The following is a 16,789-nucleotide window of genomic DNA, read 5'->3' as shown; positions in this document are numbered from 1 at the left end:
ACCCTCCTCAGGAGCCCGGCCGGTGACGGGGAATCCCGTGCAAAACGGGCCGGGTCACACCCCCATCGTCGCTCCACTGCCGCCCGGAGCGCTACTACCCGGACGTCACTGCTGCTGCCGGGCCTGCAGCGAGGCGAGATAGGCGTTGTAGGCCCGCAGCTCCCTGTCGCCGTCCCGGTCCGCCGCCCGGTCCTGGCGCCGTGCCTGCCGCTCCTCCGACCTGTGCCACTGGAAGACGAGCGCGATCAGCACCAGCACCGAGGGGATCTCGCTGAACGCCCACGCGATGCCGCCCGCCGCCGTCTGGTCCGACAGCGCGCTCACGCCCAGCGAGGCAGGCGGGTCGGCGTACGTGGCGATCATCGGCTCGGAGGCCATCATCAGCGCGATCCCGAAGAAGGCGTGGAAGGGCATCCCGGAGAACAGCTCCAGCATGCGCATCAGGTAACCCGGCCGGTGCGGCCCCGGGTCCACGCCCATGATCGGCCAGAAGAAGACCAGCCCGACGAGGAGGAAGTGCACCATCATCGCCAGGTGCCCCGCCTGCGAACCCATCAGGAAGTCGAAGAGCGGCGTGAAGTACAGCGCGTAGAGGCTCGCGATGAACAGCGGGATGGTGAACGCGGGATGGGACACCACCCGCATCCAGCGGCTGTGCAGCAGCGCCGTCAGCAGCTCACGCGGCCCCTTGCGGCCCCGCCCGGCGGCGGGCAGCGCCCTGAGCGCGAGCGTGACCGGCGCGCCCAGCAGCAGGAGGATCGGCGACAGCATGCTGATGATCATGTGCTGCACCATGTGGACGCTGAACAGCACCATCCCGTACTCGTTGAGTCCGGTGCACATCGCCAGCGCCACGGTCAGCACGCCCGCCGCCCACGCGACGGTACGGCCGACGGGCCAGCCGTCGCCCCGGCGGCGCAGCCGCACCACCGCGACCGCGTAGAGCAGCAGCGCGAGGAGGCAGCCCGTCAGGAAGAAGGGCTCGCCTGTGAACTCCAGGCCACGGGCGAGTGTGAACGGCGGAAGATCCGTCGTCATGCCGTGCCCGTCGTGGTCCATCCGAAGTCTCCCGCCTTGCGCTGATCCGCCCGCACCAGCGTAGAACGCGGCCCGCGGTGGCCCGAGAGCGCCCCTGCCCGTCCCCGGGGCCCCGCAGGGCCGCCGTGGGAACGGGCAGGAGAGGCGTGACGGTGCGGCGCTCAGGCAGGCTGGAGGGCGGCGGCGATGCGCTCCTTGCGCAGCGCCTCGTACCACTGGTCGTTCACCGGCGGCAGCGCGTTGACGTCCAGAGCCAGCTTGATGAGCATGTCCGCGATCTGCGGGTTGCGGGCGAGCACCGGCCCGTGCATGTACGTACCGAAGACCGTGTCGTTCCACGCCCCTTCGGTGCCGTCGCCGGTGCCGTTGCCCTTGCCGAGCCGCACGCGCGCGAGCGGGCGGGCGCCGGAGCCGAGATGCGTGATGCCCTGGTGGTTCTCGAAGCCGGTGAGCTGCGGCAGGCCCAGCTGCTCGTCGATGTCGCCCAGCACGTCCCCGACGCAGCGCTCCGCCTCGCCCCGGGTGCTCACCACGTCCAGCAGGCCGAGGCCCTTCTGCGGTTCGCCCAGGTCGTTCACGAACTCCCGGCCGAGGATCTGGTAGCCGGCGCAGACGGAGAAGATGATCGCGCCGTTGTCGACGGCCCGCTGCAGGCCGCCGTCGCGCAGCAGCCGCTCGGCCGCGAGCCGCTGGGGCCGGTCCTCGCCGCCGCCGATCAGGTAGATGTCCGCCGAGGTGGGCACCTGCTCGTCGGACCGGACGTCCGTGCGCTGCACCGCGAGACCGCGCTGCTGCGCGCGCCGCTCCACCACCAGCGCGTTGCCCTGGTCGCCGTAGGTGCTCAGAAGGTCCGGGTAGACCCACACCACCCGCAGGCCCGTGTCACTCATGCTGCCAACTCCTCGGGTCGATGGGTCAGTTGCCGACGACGCGGCGCAGGTCCTGGAAGGCGGTGTAGTTGGCGATGGCCTCGATACGGCCGGGCGGGCAGGCCCGTACCGCCGCCACCGCGTTCTCGCACACCTGGAAGTCGACTCCGGCGACCTCCAGGCGCACCGCCAGGTCGAGTCTGCGGTCGCCGATGACGCAGATGGGGTGCCCGGCGAGCTTCGAGTAGTCCACGTCCCACAGCCAGGAGGTGTCCGTACCGTCGGCGCCGCGGGCGTTGACGGAGAGGATCACCGGGGCCGGGGGCGCGTCGATGAGGGAGAACGTCTCCAGCCAGCCGGCGGGGTTCTTCGCCAGCAGCAGCCGCACCTCCCGCTCCTGGAAGGTCACCACGTCGTAGCGCCCGGCCACGGCTGTGACGGCGTGCATGCGCTCCAGCGCCGTCTGCGGGGGGACGCCGAACGCGGCGGCCACCGCCGCCGAGGTGGCGGCGTTCGCCTTGTTGGCGCGCCCCGGCAGCTGCAGCTTGATCGGCCACGCCGACCCGTGCGGGTCGAGCACCTCGTCGCCGGAGAGCGCCCAGCTCGGGGTGGGGCGGCGGAAACCGCACTCGCCGCAGAACCAGTCGTCTCCAGGCCGCTGCATCACGCCGCCGCAGGCGGGGCACGACCAGGCGTCGTCCTTCCACTCCTGCCCGGCGGCCACCCAGACCACGTTCGGCGAGGACGAGGCCGCCCAGACGACGAGGGGGTCGTCGGCGTTGGCGATGATCACGGCCTTGGAGCCGGAGAGCCCTTCCCGCCAGCGCTCCGCCAGCATCCGGGTCTCGGCCGCGCGGTCCAGCTGGTCGCGGGAGAGGTTCAGGAGCGCGATGGCCTTGGGTGTCACGTCGCGCGCGACGGTGGCGAGGTACTTCTCGTCGACCTCGATCACGCCGTACTGGGCGTCGCTGCCGCCCGCCAGCGCGGAGGTGATCCCCGCGGGCATGTTCGCGCCCAGCGCGTTGGAGACCACGCCGCCGTTGGCGCGCAGCGCCTCCGCGATCAGACGCGTCGTGGTCGTCTTCCCGTTCGTCGCCGACACCAGGACGATGTCCAGGTGGTGGGCCACCTCGGCGAGCAGGTCCGGGTCGAGCCTGAGCGCCACCTTGCCGCCGATCACCGATCCGCTTCCGCGTCCCGCTGCCCGCGACACCGCGGCCGCTGCCCTGCCGGCCGTCACGGCGAGCTTCGCGCGCGCGGACAGCGGCTCTGGGTTGCCTGCCATCGTCCTGCTCCTCCTTGCCCCTCGGTCCGGGAGCAGCCTATCGAGGTCCGGGGCCGCACCCGAACCGCCTCACCCGGTGCGCACCGCCGCGCGGCCCGCACCCGCCGCCCGGGCTCCGCGCCGGACGGCCCGCCCGGCGCGTGTGCCGGGCCCGTACCGCTGATCACAGACCGGGCGCGCCCCGCCTGTCCTCGACCATGGAGAGGCTGCCCCACAGCAGGTCGGCGAGCTGGCTGACCAACTGCTCCCGGCTGCAAGGACGTTCACGCAGCCACCAGTCACCGGCCGCGTACGCCATCCCCACGACGCCGTGCCCCCACACCCTCGCGCGCTCCTCGCCGCCGGGGCCGAGTTCGAGGCGCTCCTCTATGACCTTGCCGAGTTCCTCGCCGAGCCGCCGCAGCAGCGGCGCCGAGTGCTGGCCCGCCTCGAAGCCCGGCTCGCCGCCGGTGCCGCCTTCGGAGGGGTGCATCAGGAAGCGGTAGACCTGGGGCCGCGCCTCGATGGCCGCGAGGTAGGTGTCGAGGGTTGCCTCTACGCGGCGGCGCCGTTCCGCGGGTGCGTCCAGGGCGCTGCGCAGCGCGCTCACGAGGGCGTCCGTGTGCCGCACGGCGAGCGCGCTGTAGAGGCCCTCCTTGTCGCCGAAGTGGCGGTAGAGGATCGGTTTGGTGATGCCCGCCTCGGCTGCGATGGCGTTCATCGACGCGCCGGGCCCTTCACGCAGCACCACGCGGTCGGCGGCCTCCAGCAGTTCTCTGCGACGGCGCTCCGCAGCGCTGCGCTGGTCGGTCTGCTGTGTGGTCTCCATGGCGCCTCCCACCCCGTCCCGTTCCGGCTGCCTCAGGCGAAACGTAACACCGCGTAGTGCGGAAGGCCGGAGGCAGCCGGGAGTTGACATTGCTACCGGCCAGTAACACACTGGCTATTACCATAGGTAACTTAGCCGATCGGAAGGACGCGTAATGGCCGACCCCGCATTCGCACTCGATCTCAACGAGGACCAGAAGGAGATCCGTGACTGGATACACGGATTCGCCGCGGATGTGATCCGGCCGGCCGCCGCCGAATGGGACGAACGCGAAGAGACCCCCTGGCCCGTCATCCAGGAGGCGGCCAAGATCGGACTCTACTCCCTCGACTTCTACGCGCAGCAGTTCTTCGACCCGACGGGCCTCGGCATCGCGATGACGATGGAGGAGCTCTTCTGGGGCGACGCGGGCATCGCGCTGTCCATCGTGGGCACCGGCCTCGCGGCGGTGGGCGTCCTCGCCAACGGCACCGAGGAGCAGATCGGCACCTGGGTCCCACAGATGTACGGCGACGTCAACGACGTGCAGGTCGCCGCGTTCTGCTCCTCCGAGCCCGACGCAGGATCGGACGTCTCGGCGATGCGCACCCGTGCCGTGTACGACGAGGCCAAGGACGAATGGGTCCTCAACGGCACGAAGACCTGGGCCACCAACGGCGGCATCGCGAACATCCACGTCGTCGTCGCCGTCGTCGACACCGAACTGGGCTCCAAGGGGCACGCGTCCTTCATCGTCCCGCCCGGCACCCCCGGCCTCACCCAGGGCCAGAAGTTCAAGAAGCACGGCATCCGCGCCTCGCACACGGCCGAGGTCGTGCTGGAGGACGTGAGGGTCCCCGGCAGCTGCCTGCTCGGCGGCAAGGAGAAACTGGACGAGCGTCTCGCGCGCGCACGCGAGAAGGCCAGGAGCGGCGAACGCGTGAAGAACGCGGCCATGGCGACCTTCGAGGCGTCCCGGCCCGCCGTGGGCGCCCAGGCCGTCGGTATCGCGCGCGCCGCCTACGAGGTCGCCCTCGACTACGCCAAGGAGCGCGAGCAGTTCGGGCGCCCCATCATCGACAACCAGGGCGTCGCCTTCCAGCTCGCCGACATGCGCACCAGCATCGACGCCGCCCGCCTCCTGGTGTGGCGCGCCTCGTGGATGGCCGCGGCGGGCAAGAAGTTCGACTCCGCCGAGGGCTCGATGTCCAAGCTGTACGCAGGCGAGACGGCGAAGAAGGTCACCGCGCAGGCCATGCAGATCCTGGGAGGCAACGGCTTCACCCGCGAATACCCCGTGGAGCGGATGCACCGCGACGCCGCGATCTACACGATCTTCGAAGGGACCAGCGAGATCCAGCGCCTCGTCATCGCCCGCACGCTGTCGGGCATGCCGATCCGCTGACACGCGCACCCGGTAGGACACGCGGAGCAGCAACCGCCGGGAGCAGGACCCCTCGGTCACCGGCCGGGGGGCCTGTGCGCTGTCGAGAACCGGTCAGCGGGCCGAAGGGAGCACGTTGCCCGGGGCGTCGAGCCGGACGTGCTGCCGGCCGGACGGGTTCGTCAGTCCCAGGAGTTGAAGAGCGTCGCCCCCAGGGTTTCCGGCTGCCAGTACCTCATCTGCTCCCGCTCCGCGGAGGACAGAGCAGTCGTGTCCGCCTCGGCGACCGGTGACAGGAGCAGCGACGCACGCAAGGCGGTGAAGCCGAGACGCTCGAGGGCGCTCGCCCAGGTCGGGGGGTCCCGGAACTCGTCGGTGTACCGGTGGCGCCGGCCGTCCACGAAGGCGACCAGCGGGTACTGGGCGTGGAAGAGCCCCACATGCGTGCCGTCTCGGTCAGTGATCGAGCCGCTGTGGAAATTCCGCGGGTACTGCCGCTCCGTGAAGCCCCCGACCCGGCCACCGGCGGCCCGGGCCGTGGCGTACCAGGCGGCTCGGCACGACCTGGGATCGATGTCCGGTACAGGCGGATCGCCGACGTCCCGGAATCCCGTCGACCCCCGCCCGAGGCGGAAGGCGCCCTGCGAGCCGTCCACCCCCACCCCCATCCCGAACAGCCACGAGAAGTCCGACGTCATGAACCTACGGTCACCGGTCTTCGGTGACAACGCCCGAACCCCGGCTGGCAGCAGGGCGTGGAGCGTGTTCGTGGCGGCAGCGTGCAGGTGTCCTGATGGTGGAGCAGGCTCCACTGCCGGGCGCGGCGCCTGCGCATACCGTTCGGGCATGTCTGTGACTGAGATCGATCAAGAGGTGGCGGCCGGGGGGCGGTTGCGCCTCTCCGGCCGGTCGGCGGCGCGCTGCCTGGGACGCCTCGTCACGGGAGTCCGCAGTCTGCTCACGGTTCCCGTCCTGGCCGGGTCCGCGTCCGTCGCCCTGCTCGGTGTCGCGCTGCTGCTCGCACCGTGGGAGTGGCGTGACCGGGTCCTGTTCGGCGCGGTGCTCGCCTTCGTCAGCGTCCCTGTCATCGCCCGTATCACCTCGGCGTTCTACGGCCTGCTGCTGGTCGTAGGCGACAGCAAGCGTCAACTCGCCGAGAGAGTCGAGGACTTGAGCCGCACCCGGTCCGGGGCCGTCGACGCTCACGACTCGGATCTGCGCAGGATCGAGCGGGACCTCCACGACGGCACCCAGGCGCAGTTGGTCTCCCTCGCGATGCGACTGGGCCTGGCCGAACGCGTTCTGGAGAAGGACCCGAAGGCGGCGCAGGCGCTGCTGGGCAAGGCCCGCGAAGGTGCGGAAGAGGCCATGACCGAACTGCGGGCCGTGCTGCGCACCATGTATCCGCCGATCCTCGCGGACCGCGGCCTCGACGGGGCGCTGTCGGCCGTCGCGGCGCGGTCCGCGGTGCCGGTACGGCTGGACGTGCGGCTGCCGGACAGGCCCCCGCTGCCGGCTCCGGCGGAGACGGCCGTCTACTTCGTCGTCATCGAGGCGCTGACCAACGTCACGAAGCACTCCGCCGCCAAGAGCGCGACGGTCACCGTTCGCTGCGAGGGGGAGCGCCTGCGGGCCGAAGTACGGGACGAAGGCCGCGGCGGCGTCGACGAGTCGAAGGGTTCGGGGATCAGGGGGATGCGGCAGCGCGTCGAGGCCGTCGACGGCACGTTGTGCGTGAACAGCCCCTCCGGCGGCCCGACTTGCGTAGCTGTGGACATCCCGTGCGGGTCGTGATCGCCGAGGACAACGTCGTGCTGGCCGAAGGGCTGGCCCTGCTGCTGCGCGCCGAGGGCCACGAGGTCCTCGCGCAGGTCTCCTGCGGCGAGGCGCTCGTGGACGCCGTCCTCGGCGAGCGGCCCGACGTCGCCGTGGTCGACGTGCGGCTGCCGCCGTCGTTCCGCGACGAGGGGCTGCGCGCGGCGCTGCGCATCCGCCGCGAGCGTCCGGGACAGCCGCTGCTGGTCTTCTCCCAGTACGTGGAGAGGAGTTACGCCCTCGAGCTGCTCTCCGACCGCGCCGGCGGGATCGGCTACATGCTCAAGGACCGGGTGGCCAGAGTGGAGGAGTTCCTGCGGGCGCTCGAACACGTGGCCGCGGGCGGTACGTCGATGGACCCGGAGGTCGTCTCCCAGGTGCTCGCCCGGCACGATCCGCTGACGGCGCTCACCGGCCGTGAACGCGAGGTGCTGCGCCTCATGGCACAGGGGTTCGCCAACGGAGAGATCGCCCGGCGGCTCGTGGTCACCGAGCGTGCCGTGCACAAGCACGTCGGGAACATCTTCGCCAAGCTCGATCTGCCCGTCGAGGACAGCGGCCACCGGCGCGTACTGGCCGTCCTCGCATACCTCAGCTGAAGGCGTCCGCAGCGCACCGAGGGCGGCGGGCGGCGCGGCCGCCGGGGCCGGAACCGCCGGGGAGCCTCGGCCGGCCCTGGTCAGCCGGCCCTGTCGGCGCGCATCAGCTTCCTGAGGTAGGCGCGGGACCAGCCGGTGATACGGGAGACGGCGGCCTGCCCGTCGCGGTCGGCGCCGCGCAGTGCCACGACGGCTTCCGTACGCAGGTCGCTGCGGGCCGCTTCGAGGGCCTCTTCCGCTTCGCGGCAGCGCCGGGCGGCCAGTTCGAGCTTCGCGGTGTCCATGCCCGGAGCATTCCACCAGCCCGGCGCAGCATGTGCGCAGCCGCGCACCGCCGCGAGATTCGCCTGCCCCGCGGGGCGTGCATCCCTTCGCCTGCCCCGCGGGGCGTGCATCCCTTCGCCTGCCCCGCGGGGCGTGGCGGTGCGACAGTGGAGAGCAGAGCAGGCAGCGCACATCACCGCCACGCCCGGAGGTCGTCACGCCATGTCACTCACCCTCGGCGGCGGGCCGCTCGCGTCGCGGCCACCGGCCACCGTCAACTACAGCATCGACGGCCCGGCGCACCGGCTGCTGTGGCAGCCCTTCCCGCGCCGGGTACGGGCACTGCTCTCCGGGGAGGAGGTCCTGGAGAGCGACAACGCCAAGCTCCTGCACGAGAGCAATCTGCTGCCGCAGGTGTACGTCCCGGCCTCGGACGTACGGCCGGAACTGCTGGAGGAGAGCCCCCACACCACCCACTGCCCCTTCAAGGGCGACGCCCGCTACTGGAGCGTCCGGGCGGGGGAGCGGCTGGCCGAGAACGCCGTGTGGGGCTACCCCGAACCGCTGCCCGGCGCAGAGTGGCTCCGCGGCCACGTCGCCGTGTACTGGGCGTCGATGGACACCTGGTTCGACGAGGACGAGGAGGCCGTCGGCCACATCCGCGACCCGTACCACCGGGTCGACGTACGGCCCACCAGCCGGCACGTGGTGGTCGAGGCCGCCGGACGCCAGGTCGCGGAGAGCAAGCGCGCCATGCTGCTGTCGGAGACCGGGCTGCCCAACCGCTACTACCTCCCGCAGAGCGACGTCCGCGGTGAACTGCTCGAACGGAGCGCCACGCGCACGCACTGCCCGTACAAGGGCCAGGCCTCCTACCTGACGGTGCGCGACGGCGCCACCGCCATCGAGGACGCCGCCTGGTGCTACGAGAAGCCGCTGGACGAGGCCCGGCGCGTCGCACGGCATCTGTGCTTCCTCGCCGACGGCGTGCAGACGTTCGTCGACGGCGAGCCGCTGGCCTGAGCCCCGGAACCGGCGGGACGTGGGGCGGGCGCGCCGCCGTCCGGCGCGGGCCCGTCCCGCCGTCGGACGATCCGGGCCGTTGGCCGATCCGGGTCCGGCGGGGCGCCCGGCGGGCCGATAATGCGGGGATGGGTCAGGTCTACGAACACATCGACGACGGGGTGCGCGCCTTCATCGAGAAGCAGCACGTCTTCTTCGTCGCCACCGCTCCGCTCGCAGCCGACGGCCACGTCAACCTCTCACCGAAGGGGCTCGCGGGATCCTTCGCGGTCCTCGACGACCGCACCGTCGCCTACCTCGATCTCGGCGGCAGCGGCGCGGAGACCGTCGCGCACCTGCGGGAGAACGGGCGCGTGACGATCATGTGGTGCGCGTTCGAGGGCCCGCCCCGGATCCTGCGCATCCACGGACGCGGCACCCCTGTCTTCCGCGACGACCCGCGCTGGGCGCGGCTGCTGCCGCACTTCGGGGAGGAGATGCGGGCCCGCACGGACCTGCGGGCCGTCATCACGGTCGAGGCCGAGAGGATCAGCGACACATGCGGCTTCGCGGTGCCGTTCATGGAGCACCAGGGGGAGCGCCCCCTGCACACGCAGCGGTTCGCCCGCGAGACCGCCGACTCCTTCGCCGCCTACTGCGAGAAGAAGGAGCACGTCGGGGTGAGCCTCGACGGTCTCCCCGGCCTGCCCCTGCCCCTCCCGCCGCGCACACTCTGACGGCGGGCAGAATTGCCACCGCCGAAACGCGTTCCGTACTCCGGACCAGTCCACCCCGGGAGCATCCGCATGAGCACCACCGCACACATCGGCGTCACCGGCCTCGCCGTGATGGGCCGCAACCTCGCCCGGAACTTCGCCCGCAACGGGTACACGGTCGCGGTGCACAACCGCACGGCGGCCAGGACCCGCGACCTGGTGCGTGACTTCGGGGACGAGGGGAGCTTCGTCGCCGCCGAGACGGCGGAGGAGTTCGTCGCCGCGCTGGAGCGGCCGCGCCGCCTCATCATCATGGTCAAGGCCGGGGCGCCCACGGACGCCGTGATCGACGAGTTCGCCGCGCTGCTCGAACCCGGCGACGTCATCATCGACGGGGGCAACGCCCACTACGCCGACACCCGCCGCCGCGAAGCCGACCTGCGCGAGCGGGGCCTGCACTTCGTCGGCGCGGGCATCTCCGGGGGCGAGGAGGGAGCGCTGCACGGCCCGAGCATCATGCCGGGCGGCTCGGCCGAGGCGTACGAGTCGCTGCGTCCCATGCTGGAGAGCGTCGCCGCCAAGGCCGAGGACGGCACCCCCTGCACGACGCACGTCGGCCCCGACGGCGCGGGCCACTTCGTGAAGATGGTGCACAACGGCATCGAGTACGCCGACATGCAGCTCATCGGCGAGGCCTACCACCTGCTGCGGGACGTCGCCGGGTTCAGCCCCGCACGCGTGGCCGAGACCTTCCGGCAGTGGAACACCGGACGCCTGGACTCGTACCTCATCGAGATCACGGCGGAGGTTCTTTCCCACACCGACGCGGAGACCGGCAAGCCCTTCGTCGACGTCGTCGCCGACCAGGCTGAGCAGAAGGGCACCGGCCGCTGGACCGTGCAGACGGCGCTCGACCTGGGAGTGCCGGTCTCGGGCATCGCCGAGGCCGTCTTCGCCCGCTCCCTCTCGGGCCACACCGACCTGCGCTCGGCGAGCGGGCACCTGCCCGGCCCGGCGGCCTCGGCCCTCGCGCCGGAGGAGGCCGAGCGCTTCGCGGAGAAGGTGGAGCAGGCCTTGTACGCCTCGAAGATCACGTCGTACGCGCAGGGCTGGAACATGATCCGCAGCGGCAGCGAGGAGTTCGGCTGGGGTATCGACCCCGGCGCGGTCGGGGCCATCTGGCGCGCGGGCTGCATCATCCGGGCCGCGTTCCTGGACCGCATCCGCTCCGCATTTGCCGCCCGTCCGGACCTGCCGACGCTGCTCGCCGACGATCACTTCGGCAAGGAGATCGGCGAGGCCCAGGGAGACTGGCGCTCGGTGGTGGCGACCGCGGTCGAGCACGGCGTCCCGGTGCCCGGCTTCTCTGCCGCTCTCGCGTCGTACGACGCCCTTCGCAGCGAGCGGCTCCCCGCGTCCCTGACCCAGGCCCAGCGGGACTTCTTCGGTGCGCACACCTACCGCCGTACGGACCGCGACGGCTCCTTCCACACCCTCTGGGGCGGCGACCGCAGCGAGGTGCCCTCGGACTGACCCCCGCGCGGCCCGTACCGCTCGTTGCGGCTGCCTCTCCCGTCCCCGGGCCTCCGCCGGCGGCCCGGGGACGGGGAGAGTGGCACCCCCGGGGAACGGGCACCCGGCGCGGGTACGGACATGCCGCTATGCGAGACCGCTGGAGTTTCCATGCCGCAGCAGTCATACGACGCCGCCACGGGCCGGCGGCCCGACCCGGTTCCGCCGAAACCCACGCCGCCGCCGGGTCCCGCCCCCGATCCCGTTCCGGGGCCGACACCGGCTCCGCCGCCCGGTCCGGCACCCGACCCGATCCCGCAGCCCCCGTCGCCCGGCCCCGAGCCGGTGCCTCCGGAGCCCGAGCCGCAGCCGGCTCCGCCGCCGTGAGCCGCCCTCCGGCCCGCAGCCGCCAGGGCACAGCCGGGCGGCTCAGAAGCGGCCCCCGGCGCTGACGCCGTGGCGCGGAGATGCGGGGGCGGAGACGCCGCCGACGCCGCGCCGACACCGCTGACGAAGCCGACGCCGCCGACGAAGCCGACGTGAAAACGCCGGGGCCGCGGGTACGGAAGCGGGAAGGGATGCGCTTGCGTACCCGCGGCCCCGGCGGTGCCCGGCGGGCGGTCAGGCCACCGTCACGAGTCCTGCCCGCCGCCGGTGCGCCGGTCCGGGCGGTTCACAGCTCGACCGCCCAGGCCACGAAGTAGATGAGGAAAAGCAGGACGAGCACGCCGATGATGATCACCGGTGCCTTGGCCCATCCCTTCGGAGGGTTGTGGCGCTCGTCCGGCCCGGCCCCGGCCGTGCTGTCCTCACCCGGCGGGGTCTCGCCGGGCGGTACCTGCCCGCCGGGTTCGAGTCCCGGAGTGTGGCCCGGCTCGTCCGGGTCGGGGTACTTCTCGTCCATGGGCTACGGGTAGGCACGTACGGGCGGTCTTACACATGCGGAGGGCGAGGTACGGCACGCGCCCCGCAACAGGCGGCGTCAGCCGCTCAGGCCGGTGACCCGCAGCGTCAGGTTGAGGCGCCCGGGGGCGAGGCCCGTCGCGGGGTCGCCGGTGCCTTCGAAGACCCTGGTCACGCCGTGGTACGCGTAGCGCGCCGGACCGCCGAAGACGAACAGGTCGCCCGACGCCAGCTCGACGTCGGTCCAGGGCCGGCCGCGCCCCGCGGTGTTACCGAAGCGGAAGCGGCAGGAGTCGCCGATGCTCAGCGAGACGACGGGGGCGCCGGACCGCTCGTCCTTGTCCTGGTGCATGCCCATCTTCGCCCGGCCGTCGTAGAAGTTGACCAGGGCCGTGTCCGGGTCGTAGCGCCCGGACGTCCAGCCCTCACCGCGCGCGTCGTCGTGCCCCGCGGTGGCGGCCACGGCGCGGCGCCCCAAGTCGGCCAGCCATTCCGGCAGTTCGGCCACGCGGCGGCCGTTCACGTCGTCCGCCGTCCGGGAATAGCGGTACGGCTGCCAGTGCCAGCCCAGGCACACCGTCCGGACGGACATCACGCCGCCCCGCGGCAGCTTCGTGTGCCGCAGCGGCACCGGTCCGCACGCCCACTCCCGGCAGGCCGCGACAAGGCTCCGCTGCTGTTCGATGCCGAGCCAGCCCGGAACGTGCACGGCGCCGGGGCCGAGGTTCACCGGAGGGCGCGGAAGCAGCGCGTCCATCGCCGGCTCCTTCCGTGAGGGACTCCGCGGGGGACGGGCAGCGGTGCGGCGCCGGGGTGCCGCACCGCGCTGCGGGACCGCCGTCGTCGGCGTCTCCCGGCGGTCCGTCCCGAACCCTACTCACCGTTCGAAAAGAGCGCCGAGTGCGGCGTCCGGATGCGGGCAAGAGAAGGGAACACCACGACGGACAAGGGGTGATCATGGAGATCGCAGGCATCATCAGCGCCATCGTGATCGGTACTGTGATCGGTGTACTGGGGCGGCTGATCGTTCCCGGACGGCAGCGCGTCGGCATCCTGCTGACCATCGGCGTGGGCATCGTCGCCGCGCTGGTCGGATCGGCCATCGCCACCTACTTCGGTGTGGGTGACACCAAGAGCGTCGACTGGATCGAGTGGCTCATACAGCTGGCCCTCGCAGCCCTCGGCGTCGCCGCTCTCGACCGCTCCAAGCGCCGCCGCCGCTGAACGGGCCCTGCCGCACGGAGAAGCCGCAGCCGCCTCCTGCCGACCCTTCCGGGCGGCAGGAGGCTTCGCTGCGGGGCCCGCCGCCGTACTGCCCGTTCTGCCAAGCCCGCCCCACGCTGCTCGAACAGCTCTACGCTGATGCTCACTTGGCCCCCACAGACCGAGGTATCAGCCCCATGAGCAGACCCCGCCTGGCCGTCGCCGTATCGGCGGCGGCCCTCGTCACGGCAGCCGCAGCAGTGGCCGTGCCCCTCTCCGCGCAGGCAGGCCCCGAGGCCGCCGCCGCAAGTTACGGCGAGACCACGTCGGTCGGCGTGCACAACGCCTACGAGAAGGACAAGTACGAGTACTTCGCCGACGCACTCGACTCCGGTGCCTCGCTCCTCGAACTCGACGTGTGGACCAACATCGTCGGCAAGGGATGGCGGGTCTCCCACAGCAACCCCACGGGCAACGACAACAACTGCGGGAACGCCGAGTCGGCCGCGGAACTGCGCTCCAACAAGCGCGACCAGGCACTCGACGGCTGCCTGGCCGACATGCGCGCCTGGCACGACGCGAACCCCGGACACCCGCCCGTGCTCATCAAGGTCGAGATGAAGGACGGCTTCTACGACAAGGCCGACCGGGGCCCCGACGAACTGGACGCCCTGCTGGGGGAGAAGCTGGGCGACGCCCTGCTGCGCCCCGCCGACGTGGTCGGCGACCACGCCACCCTGGACGAGGCCGTGGGCGCCTCCGGATGGCCCGACCGGGACGCCCTCGCGGGCAAGTTCGTCATCGAGCTGATCCCCGGCACCCTCGAGGAGGGCAACCCGGCGGACGACCTGTGGACCGACGAGGAGTACGCCACTCACCTCAAGGACCTCGCAGGCAAGGGCACCCTCGCCGAGGCCGGTGCCTTCCCCGCGGTGCACGGCGCCGAGAAGGGCGATCCCCGCACCGAACGCTACGAGGAGGCGCTGCGCCCGTGGTTCGTCCTCTTCGACGGTGACGCCTCCACCTTCACCGGCGGCGAGATCGACACGGCCTGGTACCGGGAGAACGGCTATCTCGTGGTGATGACCGACGCCCACAAGGTCGCCCCGGAGATCGACGGGACCAGCCCCACCGAAGAGGAGGCCGGCGACAGGCTCACCCAACTCGCCGCCTCGCACGCCAGTTTCATCACCTCGGACTGGGCGAAGCTGCCCTCCGTCCTGTCCAAGGTGGTGCCGCGAGGCTGAACACGCCGCGAGGCCCGGCCCGTTCACCCTTCACCGTCCGTCCCGTCCTGTTGCCCTCCCGACGTCCCGACGTCCCGGCACCTCGCGCTGCGCTGCGGGCTACCTGCGCAGCGCGAGGACGTCGTCGACGGTGTCGGCCTCGGCGGCGGTCTTGTCCGTGCGGTAGCGCAGCACCCGCGCGAAGCGCAGCGTCACGCCGGCCGGGTAGCGGGTGGAGCGCTGCAGCCCGTCGACGGCGATCTCCGCGACCAGTTCGGGCCGCACCTCCACGCCCCACGGGTGCTCGGCGACGGCGATCGCGCGCAGCTGCTCCGTCTGCCACGCGAGCAGCTTGTCGGTGAGCCCCTTGAACGTCTTGCCGAGCATGGCGAAGCTCCCGTCGGGGCGCCGGGCCCCCAGGTGCAGGTTCGACAGCATGCCCGTACGCCGCCCGTGGCCCCACTCCGCCGCGAGCACCACCAGATCGAGGGTGTGCACCGGCTTCACCTTCAGCCATGCCGCGCCGCGCCGCCCCGCGCTGTAGGACGAGTCCAGAGCCTTGACCATGACGCCCTCCTGGCCCTGCTCCAGCACCTCGCGGGCGAACTCCTCTGCCGCGGCGCGCTGTTCGGCGCTTCCGGGATCCTCCAGGACGAGACGGCGCACGCGCAGCTCCTCGGGCACCACCCTGGCGAGTGCCGCGTGCCGCTCCCGCACGGTCAGATCCACCACGTCGCGGCCGTCCACCGACAGCACGTCGAAGAACCGCGGAGTGACCGGCAGTGTCGTGCGCGCCGTCGCCACGTCCAGCTGGGAGCCCACCCGCTGGGAAGTCTCCTGGAACGGCCGCGGGCGCCCGTGGCCGTCGAGAGCGATCACCTCGCCGTCGAGTACGGCCTGGCGCGCCGCCAAGTCCCCGGCGGCGGCGACGACTTCGGGCAGCCGGTCGGTGATGTCGTCCAACGTGCGGGTGTAGAGCGCGATGCTGTCGCCGTCCTTGTGCACCTGCACCCGGATGCCGTCCAGCTTCTCCTCCACCACGGACGGGCCGAGCTTCGTCAGCGCCTCCAGCACGTTCTTCGCGCTCTGCGCCAGCATCGGCAGCACCGGGCGGCCCGTCTGAAGCTCGAACCGGCCCAGCGCGGAGGGCCCGTCCTCCAGCAGCGCCCGTGCGACGGCGCCGAGGGAGCCGCCGAACATCACCGCGCGCCGCACCCTGGCCGGGGGTGCGCCCACCGCCTCCGCCAGGCCCTCCACGGCGAACGCGTCCAGCGCGCCCTGCCTCAACTCGCCCGTCAGCAACCGGAAGAGGAAGTGCTGCTCCTCCTCGGTGGCCGCCGACATCAGCGCCGCCAGCAGCCGTGCGCGTTCCGTCTGGGCGCCCTTGCCGCGGACGGCGGCGATCTCCGTCAGCGCCCCGTCCACCGCCGCGACGGTCAACTGCGCGGCAGCAGCGGGAGGATGGCGCCCGGAGAGCGCGCTGAATCCCACGCCCGTCCTGCGTTGCGGCAGTCTCCCCGCCAAGTACGTGACCACCAGGGGCACTTCCTCCGGGGAGGCGCGGCGGAACATCCGCGCGAGGATCCCCACCTTCTCCTTGCGGGAGGAGACCGTCGTGATCTCCTGCGACGTACGGGCGACCTCAGCCAGCAGCATGGTTCCATCCTCGCCCGGCCCCGCCCGGTGCGCGGCGGCCCCGCCGGAGGCGGAGCGGATCAGCGCGCCTGGTCATGGCGCTGCGGGTCGTGGCCCCAGTTCATCAGGGAGAAACGCCAGGCCGTGTCGCTGACGTCGCCGCGCGGCCGGTGCCGCAGCTGCCGCTCTATGTGGCGGACCGCTCTGCGCATGTGCACGAGATCGTCCGCGGTGAAGTCGGCTCTGCGCGTGCGCAGCAGCCGCACGATACGGCGGCCCGCCGCGTGCCCGTGGCTCTCGCTCTGGCCCTTGTGCCGTCCGACGTTGCGGGATTCGCTGGTGGCGAGCCAGCGCTCCAGCTGTCCGGCCGGCATGTTGACGCTTTTCTCGAAGTCCGTGAAGAGCTGTTCCCGCTGGGTGCGCTGTTCCGTGTCGCTCATGAGCTGCGCCCACCTCCCTCGTGAAGGTCCGCTGCGTCGTGGGTGGCGCTGCCGGCGGTCTCCCGCGCCCGGAGCGCCTCCCTCCGCCCCGGCCGGACGGTGCCGGAACCC

At 72.2% G+C, this 16,789-nt stretch carries 18 protein-coding genes; 8 read left to right on the top strand and 10 right to left on the bottom strand.

What is annotated here, in order from left to right:
• Window positions 1–105: 105 nt before the first annotated feature.
• The 4 genes from H181DRAFT_RS23250 to H181DRAFT_RS23235 all read right to left on the bottom strand — a co-directional run bounded on the left by H181DRAFT_RS23250 (window position 106) and on the right by H181DRAFT_RS23235 (window position 4,000).
• Window positions 106–1,059, bottom strand: a complete 954-nt coding sequence (locus H181DRAFT_RS23250) for a cytochrome c oxidase assembly protein (RefSeq protein ID WP_045866350.1) — start codon at window positions 1,057–1,059, stop codon at window positions 106–108.
• Window positions 1,060–1,199: 140 nt separating this feature from the next.
• Complete coding sequence (locus H181DRAFT_RS23245) at window positions 1,200–1,928, bottom strand: type 1 glutamine amidotransferase (protein WP_045866349.1); 729 nt, start codon at window positions 1,926–1,928, stop codon at window positions 1,200–1,202.
• A 25-nt stretch (window positions 1,929–1,953) separates the two neighbouring features.
• The gene (locus H181DRAFT_RS23240) at window positions 1,954–3,192 is read right to left on the bottom strand and encodes a MurT ligase domain-containing protein (RefSeq protein ID WP_045866348.1); all 1,239 of its coding nucleotides are present in this window, start codon (window positions 3,190–3,192) and stop codon (window positions 1,954–1,956) included.
• 163 nt (window positions 3,193–3,355) lie between these two features.
• Window positions 3,356–4,000 carry a TetR/AcrR family transcriptional regulator gene (locus H181DRAFT_RS23235; protein WP_045866453.1) on the bottom strand — a complete coding sequence of 215 codons (645 nt, stop codon included), beginning with the start codon at window positions 3,998–4,000 and terminating at the stop codon, window positions 3,356–3,358.
• 154 nt (window positions 4,001–4,154) lie between these two features.
• Between H181DRAFT_RS23235 and H181DRAFT_RS23230 the strand changes: the two genes are divergently transcribed.
• Complete coding sequence (locus H181DRAFT_RS23230) at window positions 4,155–5,384, top strand: acyl-CoA dehydrogenase family protein (protein ID WP_045866347.1); 1,230 nt, start codon at window positions 4,155–4,157, stop codon at window positions 5,382–5,384.
• Window positions 5,385–5,545: 161 nt separating this feature from the next.
• Here H181DRAFT_RS23230 and H181DRAFT_RS23225 read toward each other — a convergent pair whose 3' ends face one another.
• Entirely contained in the window at window positions 5,546–6,061 is a 516-nt protein-coding gene (locus H181DRAFT_RS23225; RefSeq protein WP_052708689.1) for a hypothetical protein, read from the bottom strand.
• A gap of 148 nt (window positions 6,062–6,209) precedes the next feature.
• On the opposite strand from H181DRAFT_RS23225, the gene H181DRAFT_RS23220 reads away from it, so the two are divergent.
• Both H181DRAFT_RS23220 and H181DRAFT_RS23215 read left to right on the top strand, forming a co-directional pair.
• On the top strand, window positions 6,210–7,157 hold the full coding sequence (locus H181DRAFT_RS23220) for a sensor histidine kinase (protein ID WP_199810841.1): 948 nt from the start codon (window positions 6,210–6,212) through the stop codon (window positions 7,155–7,157).
• Window positions 7,145–7,777, top strand: a complete 633-nt coding sequence (locus tag H181DRAFT_RS23215) for a response regulator transcription factor (protein WP_045866346.1) — start codon at window positions 7,145–7,147, stop codon at window positions 7,775–7,777. The genes H181DRAFT_RS23220 and H181DRAFT_RS23215 overlap by 13 nt, the downstream gene beginning before the upstream one ends.
• Before the next feature lie 80 nt (window positions 7,778–7,857).
• On the opposite strand, the gene H181DRAFT_RS23210 is transcribed toward H181DRAFT_RS23215, so the two are convergent.
• Window positions 7,858–8,061 carry a hypothetical protein gene (locus H181DRAFT_RS23210; RefSeq protein WP_045866345.1) on the bottom strand — a complete coding sequence of 68 codons (204 nt, stop codon included), beginning with the start codon at window positions 8,059–8,061 and terminating at the stop codon, window positions 7,858–7,860.
• A gap of 202 nt (window positions 8,062–8,263) precedes the next feature.
• Between H181DRAFT_RS23210 and H181DRAFT_RS23205 the strand changes: the two genes are divergently transcribed.
• From H181DRAFT_RS23205 to gndA, 3 genes are all read left to right on the top strand, one after another.
• A complete protein-coding gene (locus H181DRAFT_RS23205) occupies window positions 8,264–9,064 on the top strand; it encodes a DUF427 domain-containing protein (protein WP_045866344.1) in 801 nt (266 codons plus the stop codon).
• A 128-nt stretch (window positions 9,065–9,192) separates the two neighbouring features.
• Complete coding sequence (locus tag H181DRAFT_RS23200) at window positions 9,193–9,780, top strand: pyridoxamine 5'-phosphate oxidase family protein (RefSeq protein ID WP_045866343.1); 588 nt, start codon at window positions 9,193–9,195, stop codon at window positions 9,778–9,780.
• Between the two features lie 69 nt (window positions 9,781–9,849).
• Window positions 9,850–11,292, top strand: a complete 1,443-nt coding sequence (gene gndA, locus H181DRAFT_RS23195) for an NADP-dependent phosphogluconate dehydrogenase (protein WP_045866342.1) — start codon at window positions 9,850–9,852, stop codon at window positions 11,290–11,292.
• Between the two features lie 652 nt (window positions 11,293–11,944).
• Here gndA and H181DRAFT_RS23185 read toward each other — a convergent pair.
• Together H181DRAFT_RS23185 and H181DRAFT_RS23180 are read right to left on the bottom strand one after the other, a co-directional pair.
• Window positions 11,945–12,175 carry a DUF6480 family protein gene (locus tag H181DRAFT_RS23185; protein WP_045866341.1) on the bottom strand — a complete coding sequence of 77 codons (231 nt, stop codon included), beginning with the start codon at window positions 12,173–12,175 and terminating at the stop codon, window positions 11,945–11,947.
• A gap of 78 nt (window positions 12,176–12,253) precedes the next feature.
• Complete coding sequence (locus H181DRAFT_RS23180) at window positions 12,254–12,931, bottom strand: alpha-ketoglutarate-dependent dioxygenase AlkB family protein (protein ID WP_045866340.1); 678 nt, start codon at window positions 12,929–12,931, stop codon at window positions 12,254–12,256.
• 200 nt (window positions 12,932–13,131) lie between these two features.
• Between H181DRAFT_RS23180 and H181DRAFT_RS23175 the strand changes: the two genes are divergently transcribed.
• Window positions 13,132–13,398, top strand: coding sequence for a GlsB/YeaQ/YmgE family stress response membrane protein (locus H181DRAFT_RS23175; RefSeq protein ID WP_045866450.1), 267 nt, complete (start codon window positions 13,132–13,134; stop codon window positions 13,396–13,398).
• Window positions 13,399–13,574: 176 nt separating this feature from the next.
• The gene (locus H181DRAFT_RS23170; RefSeq protein ID WP_045866339.1) at window positions 13,575–14,624 is read left to right on the top strand and encodes a phosphatidylinositol-specific phospholipase C domain-containing protein; all 1,050 of its coding nucleotides are present in this window, start codon (window positions 13,575–13,577) and stop codon (window positions 14,622–14,624) included.
• 99 nt (window positions 14,625–14,723) lie between these two features.
• Here H181DRAFT_RS23170 and H181DRAFT_RS23165 read toward each other — a convergent pair whose 3' ends face one another.
• Both H181DRAFT_RS23165 and H181DRAFT_RS23160 read right to left on the bottom strand, forming a co-directional pair.
• Entirely contained in the window at window positions 14,724–16,259 is a 1,536-nt protein-coding gene (locus H181DRAFT_RS23165) for an ATP-dependent DNA ligase (RefSeq protein WP_045866338.1), read from the bottom strand.
• Window positions 16,260–16,318: 59 nt separating this feature from the next.
• On the bottom strand, window positions 16,319–16,678 hold the full coding sequence (locus tag H181DRAFT_RS23160) for a DUF3140 domain-containing protein (RefSeq protein ID WP_045866337.1): 360 nt from the start codon (window positions 16,676–16,678) through the stop codon (window positions 16,319–16,321).
• Window positions 16,679–16,789 lie beyond the last annotated feature (111 nt).

The sequence above is a fragment of the Streptomyces sp. WMMB 714 genome (assembly GCF_900090125.1).
Taxonomy (GTDB): domain Bacteria; phylum Actinomycetota; class Actinomycetes; order Streptomycetales; family Streptomycetaceae; genus Streptomyces; species Streptomyces daqingensis.
This window is presented reverse-complemented; position numbering and strand designations above follow the sequence as displayed.

What these genes read in the sequence shown, in the direction of transcription:
- H181DRAFT_RS23250 (WP_045866350.1), bottom strand. Translation starts at nt 1,059, where the DNA reads ATGGACCACGACGGGCACGGCATGACGACGGATCTTCCGCCGTTCACA.
- H181DRAFT_RS23245 (WP_045866349.1), bottom strand. Translation starts at nt 1,928, where the DNA reads ATGAGTGACACGGGCCTGCGGGTGGTGTGGGTCTACCCGGACCTTCTG.
- H181DRAFT_RS23240 (WP_045866348.1), bottom strand. Translation starts at nt 3,192, where the DNA reads ATGGCAGGCAACCCAGAGCCGCTGTCCGCGCGCGCGAAGCTCGCCGTG.
- H181DRAFT_RS23235 (WP_045866453.1), bottom strand. Translation starts at nt 4,000, where the DNA reads ATGGAGACCACACAGCAGACCGACCAGCGCAGCGCTGCGGAGCGCCGT.
- H181DRAFT_RS23230 (WP_045866347.1), top strand. Translation starts at nt 4,155, where the DNA reads ATGGCCGACCCCGCATTCGCACTCGATCTCAACGAGGACCAGAAGGAG.
- H181DRAFT_RS23225 (WP_052708689.1), bottom strand. Translation starts at nt 6,061, where the DNA reads ATGACGTCGGACTTCTCGTGGCTGTTCGGGATGGGGGTGGGGGTGGAC.
- H181DRAFT_RS23220 (WP_199810841.1), top strand. Translation starts at nt 6,210, where the DNA reads ATGTCTGTGACTGAGATCGATCAAGAGGTGGCGGCCGGGGGGCGGTTG.
- H181DRAFT_RS23210 (WP_045866345.1), bottom strand. Translation starts at nt 8,061, where the DNA reads ATGGACACCGCGAAGCTCGAACTGGCCGCCCGGCGCTGCCGCGAAGCG.
- H181DRAFT_RS23205 (WP_045866344.1), top strand. Translation starts at nt 8,264, where the DNA reads ATGTCACTCACCCTCGGCGGCGGGCCGCTCGCGTCGCGGCCACCGGCC.
- H181DRAFT_RS23200 (WP_045866343.1), top strand. Translation starts at nt 9,193, where the DNA reads ATGGGTCAGGTCTACGAACACATCGACGACGGGGTGCGCGCCTTCATC.
- gndA (WP_045866342.1), top strand. Translation starts at nt 9,850, where the DNA reads ATGAGCACCACCGCACACATCGGCGTCACCGGCCTCGCCGTGATGGGC.
- H181DRAFT_RS23185 (WP_045866341.1), bottom strand. Translation starts at nt 12,175, where the DNA reads ATGGACGAGAAGTACCCCGACCCGGACGAGCCGGGCCACACTCCGGGA.
- H181DRAFT_RS23180 (WP_045866340.1), bottom strand. Translation starts at nt 12,931, where the DNA reads ATGGACGCGCTGCTTCCGCGCCCTCCGGTGAACCTCGGCCCCGGCGCC.
- H181DRAFT_RS23175 (WP_045866450.1), top strand. Translation starts at nt 13,132, where the DNA reads ATGGAGATCGCAGGCATCATCAGCGCCATCGTGATCGGTACTGTGATC.
- H181DRAFT_RS23170 (WP_045866339.1), top strand. Translation starts at nt 13,575, where the DNA reads ATGAGCAGACCCCGCCTGGCCGTCGCCGTATCGGCGGCGGCCCTCGTC.
- H181DRAFT_RS23165 (WP_045866338.1), bottom strand. Translation starts at nt 16,259, where the DNA reads ATGCTGCTGGCTGAGGTCGCCCGTACGTCGCAGGAGATCACGACGGTC.
- H181DRAFT_RS23160 (WP_045866337.1), bottom strand. Translation starts at nt 16,678, where the DNA reads ATGAGCGACACGGAACAGCGCACCCAGCGGGAACAGCTCTTCACGGAC.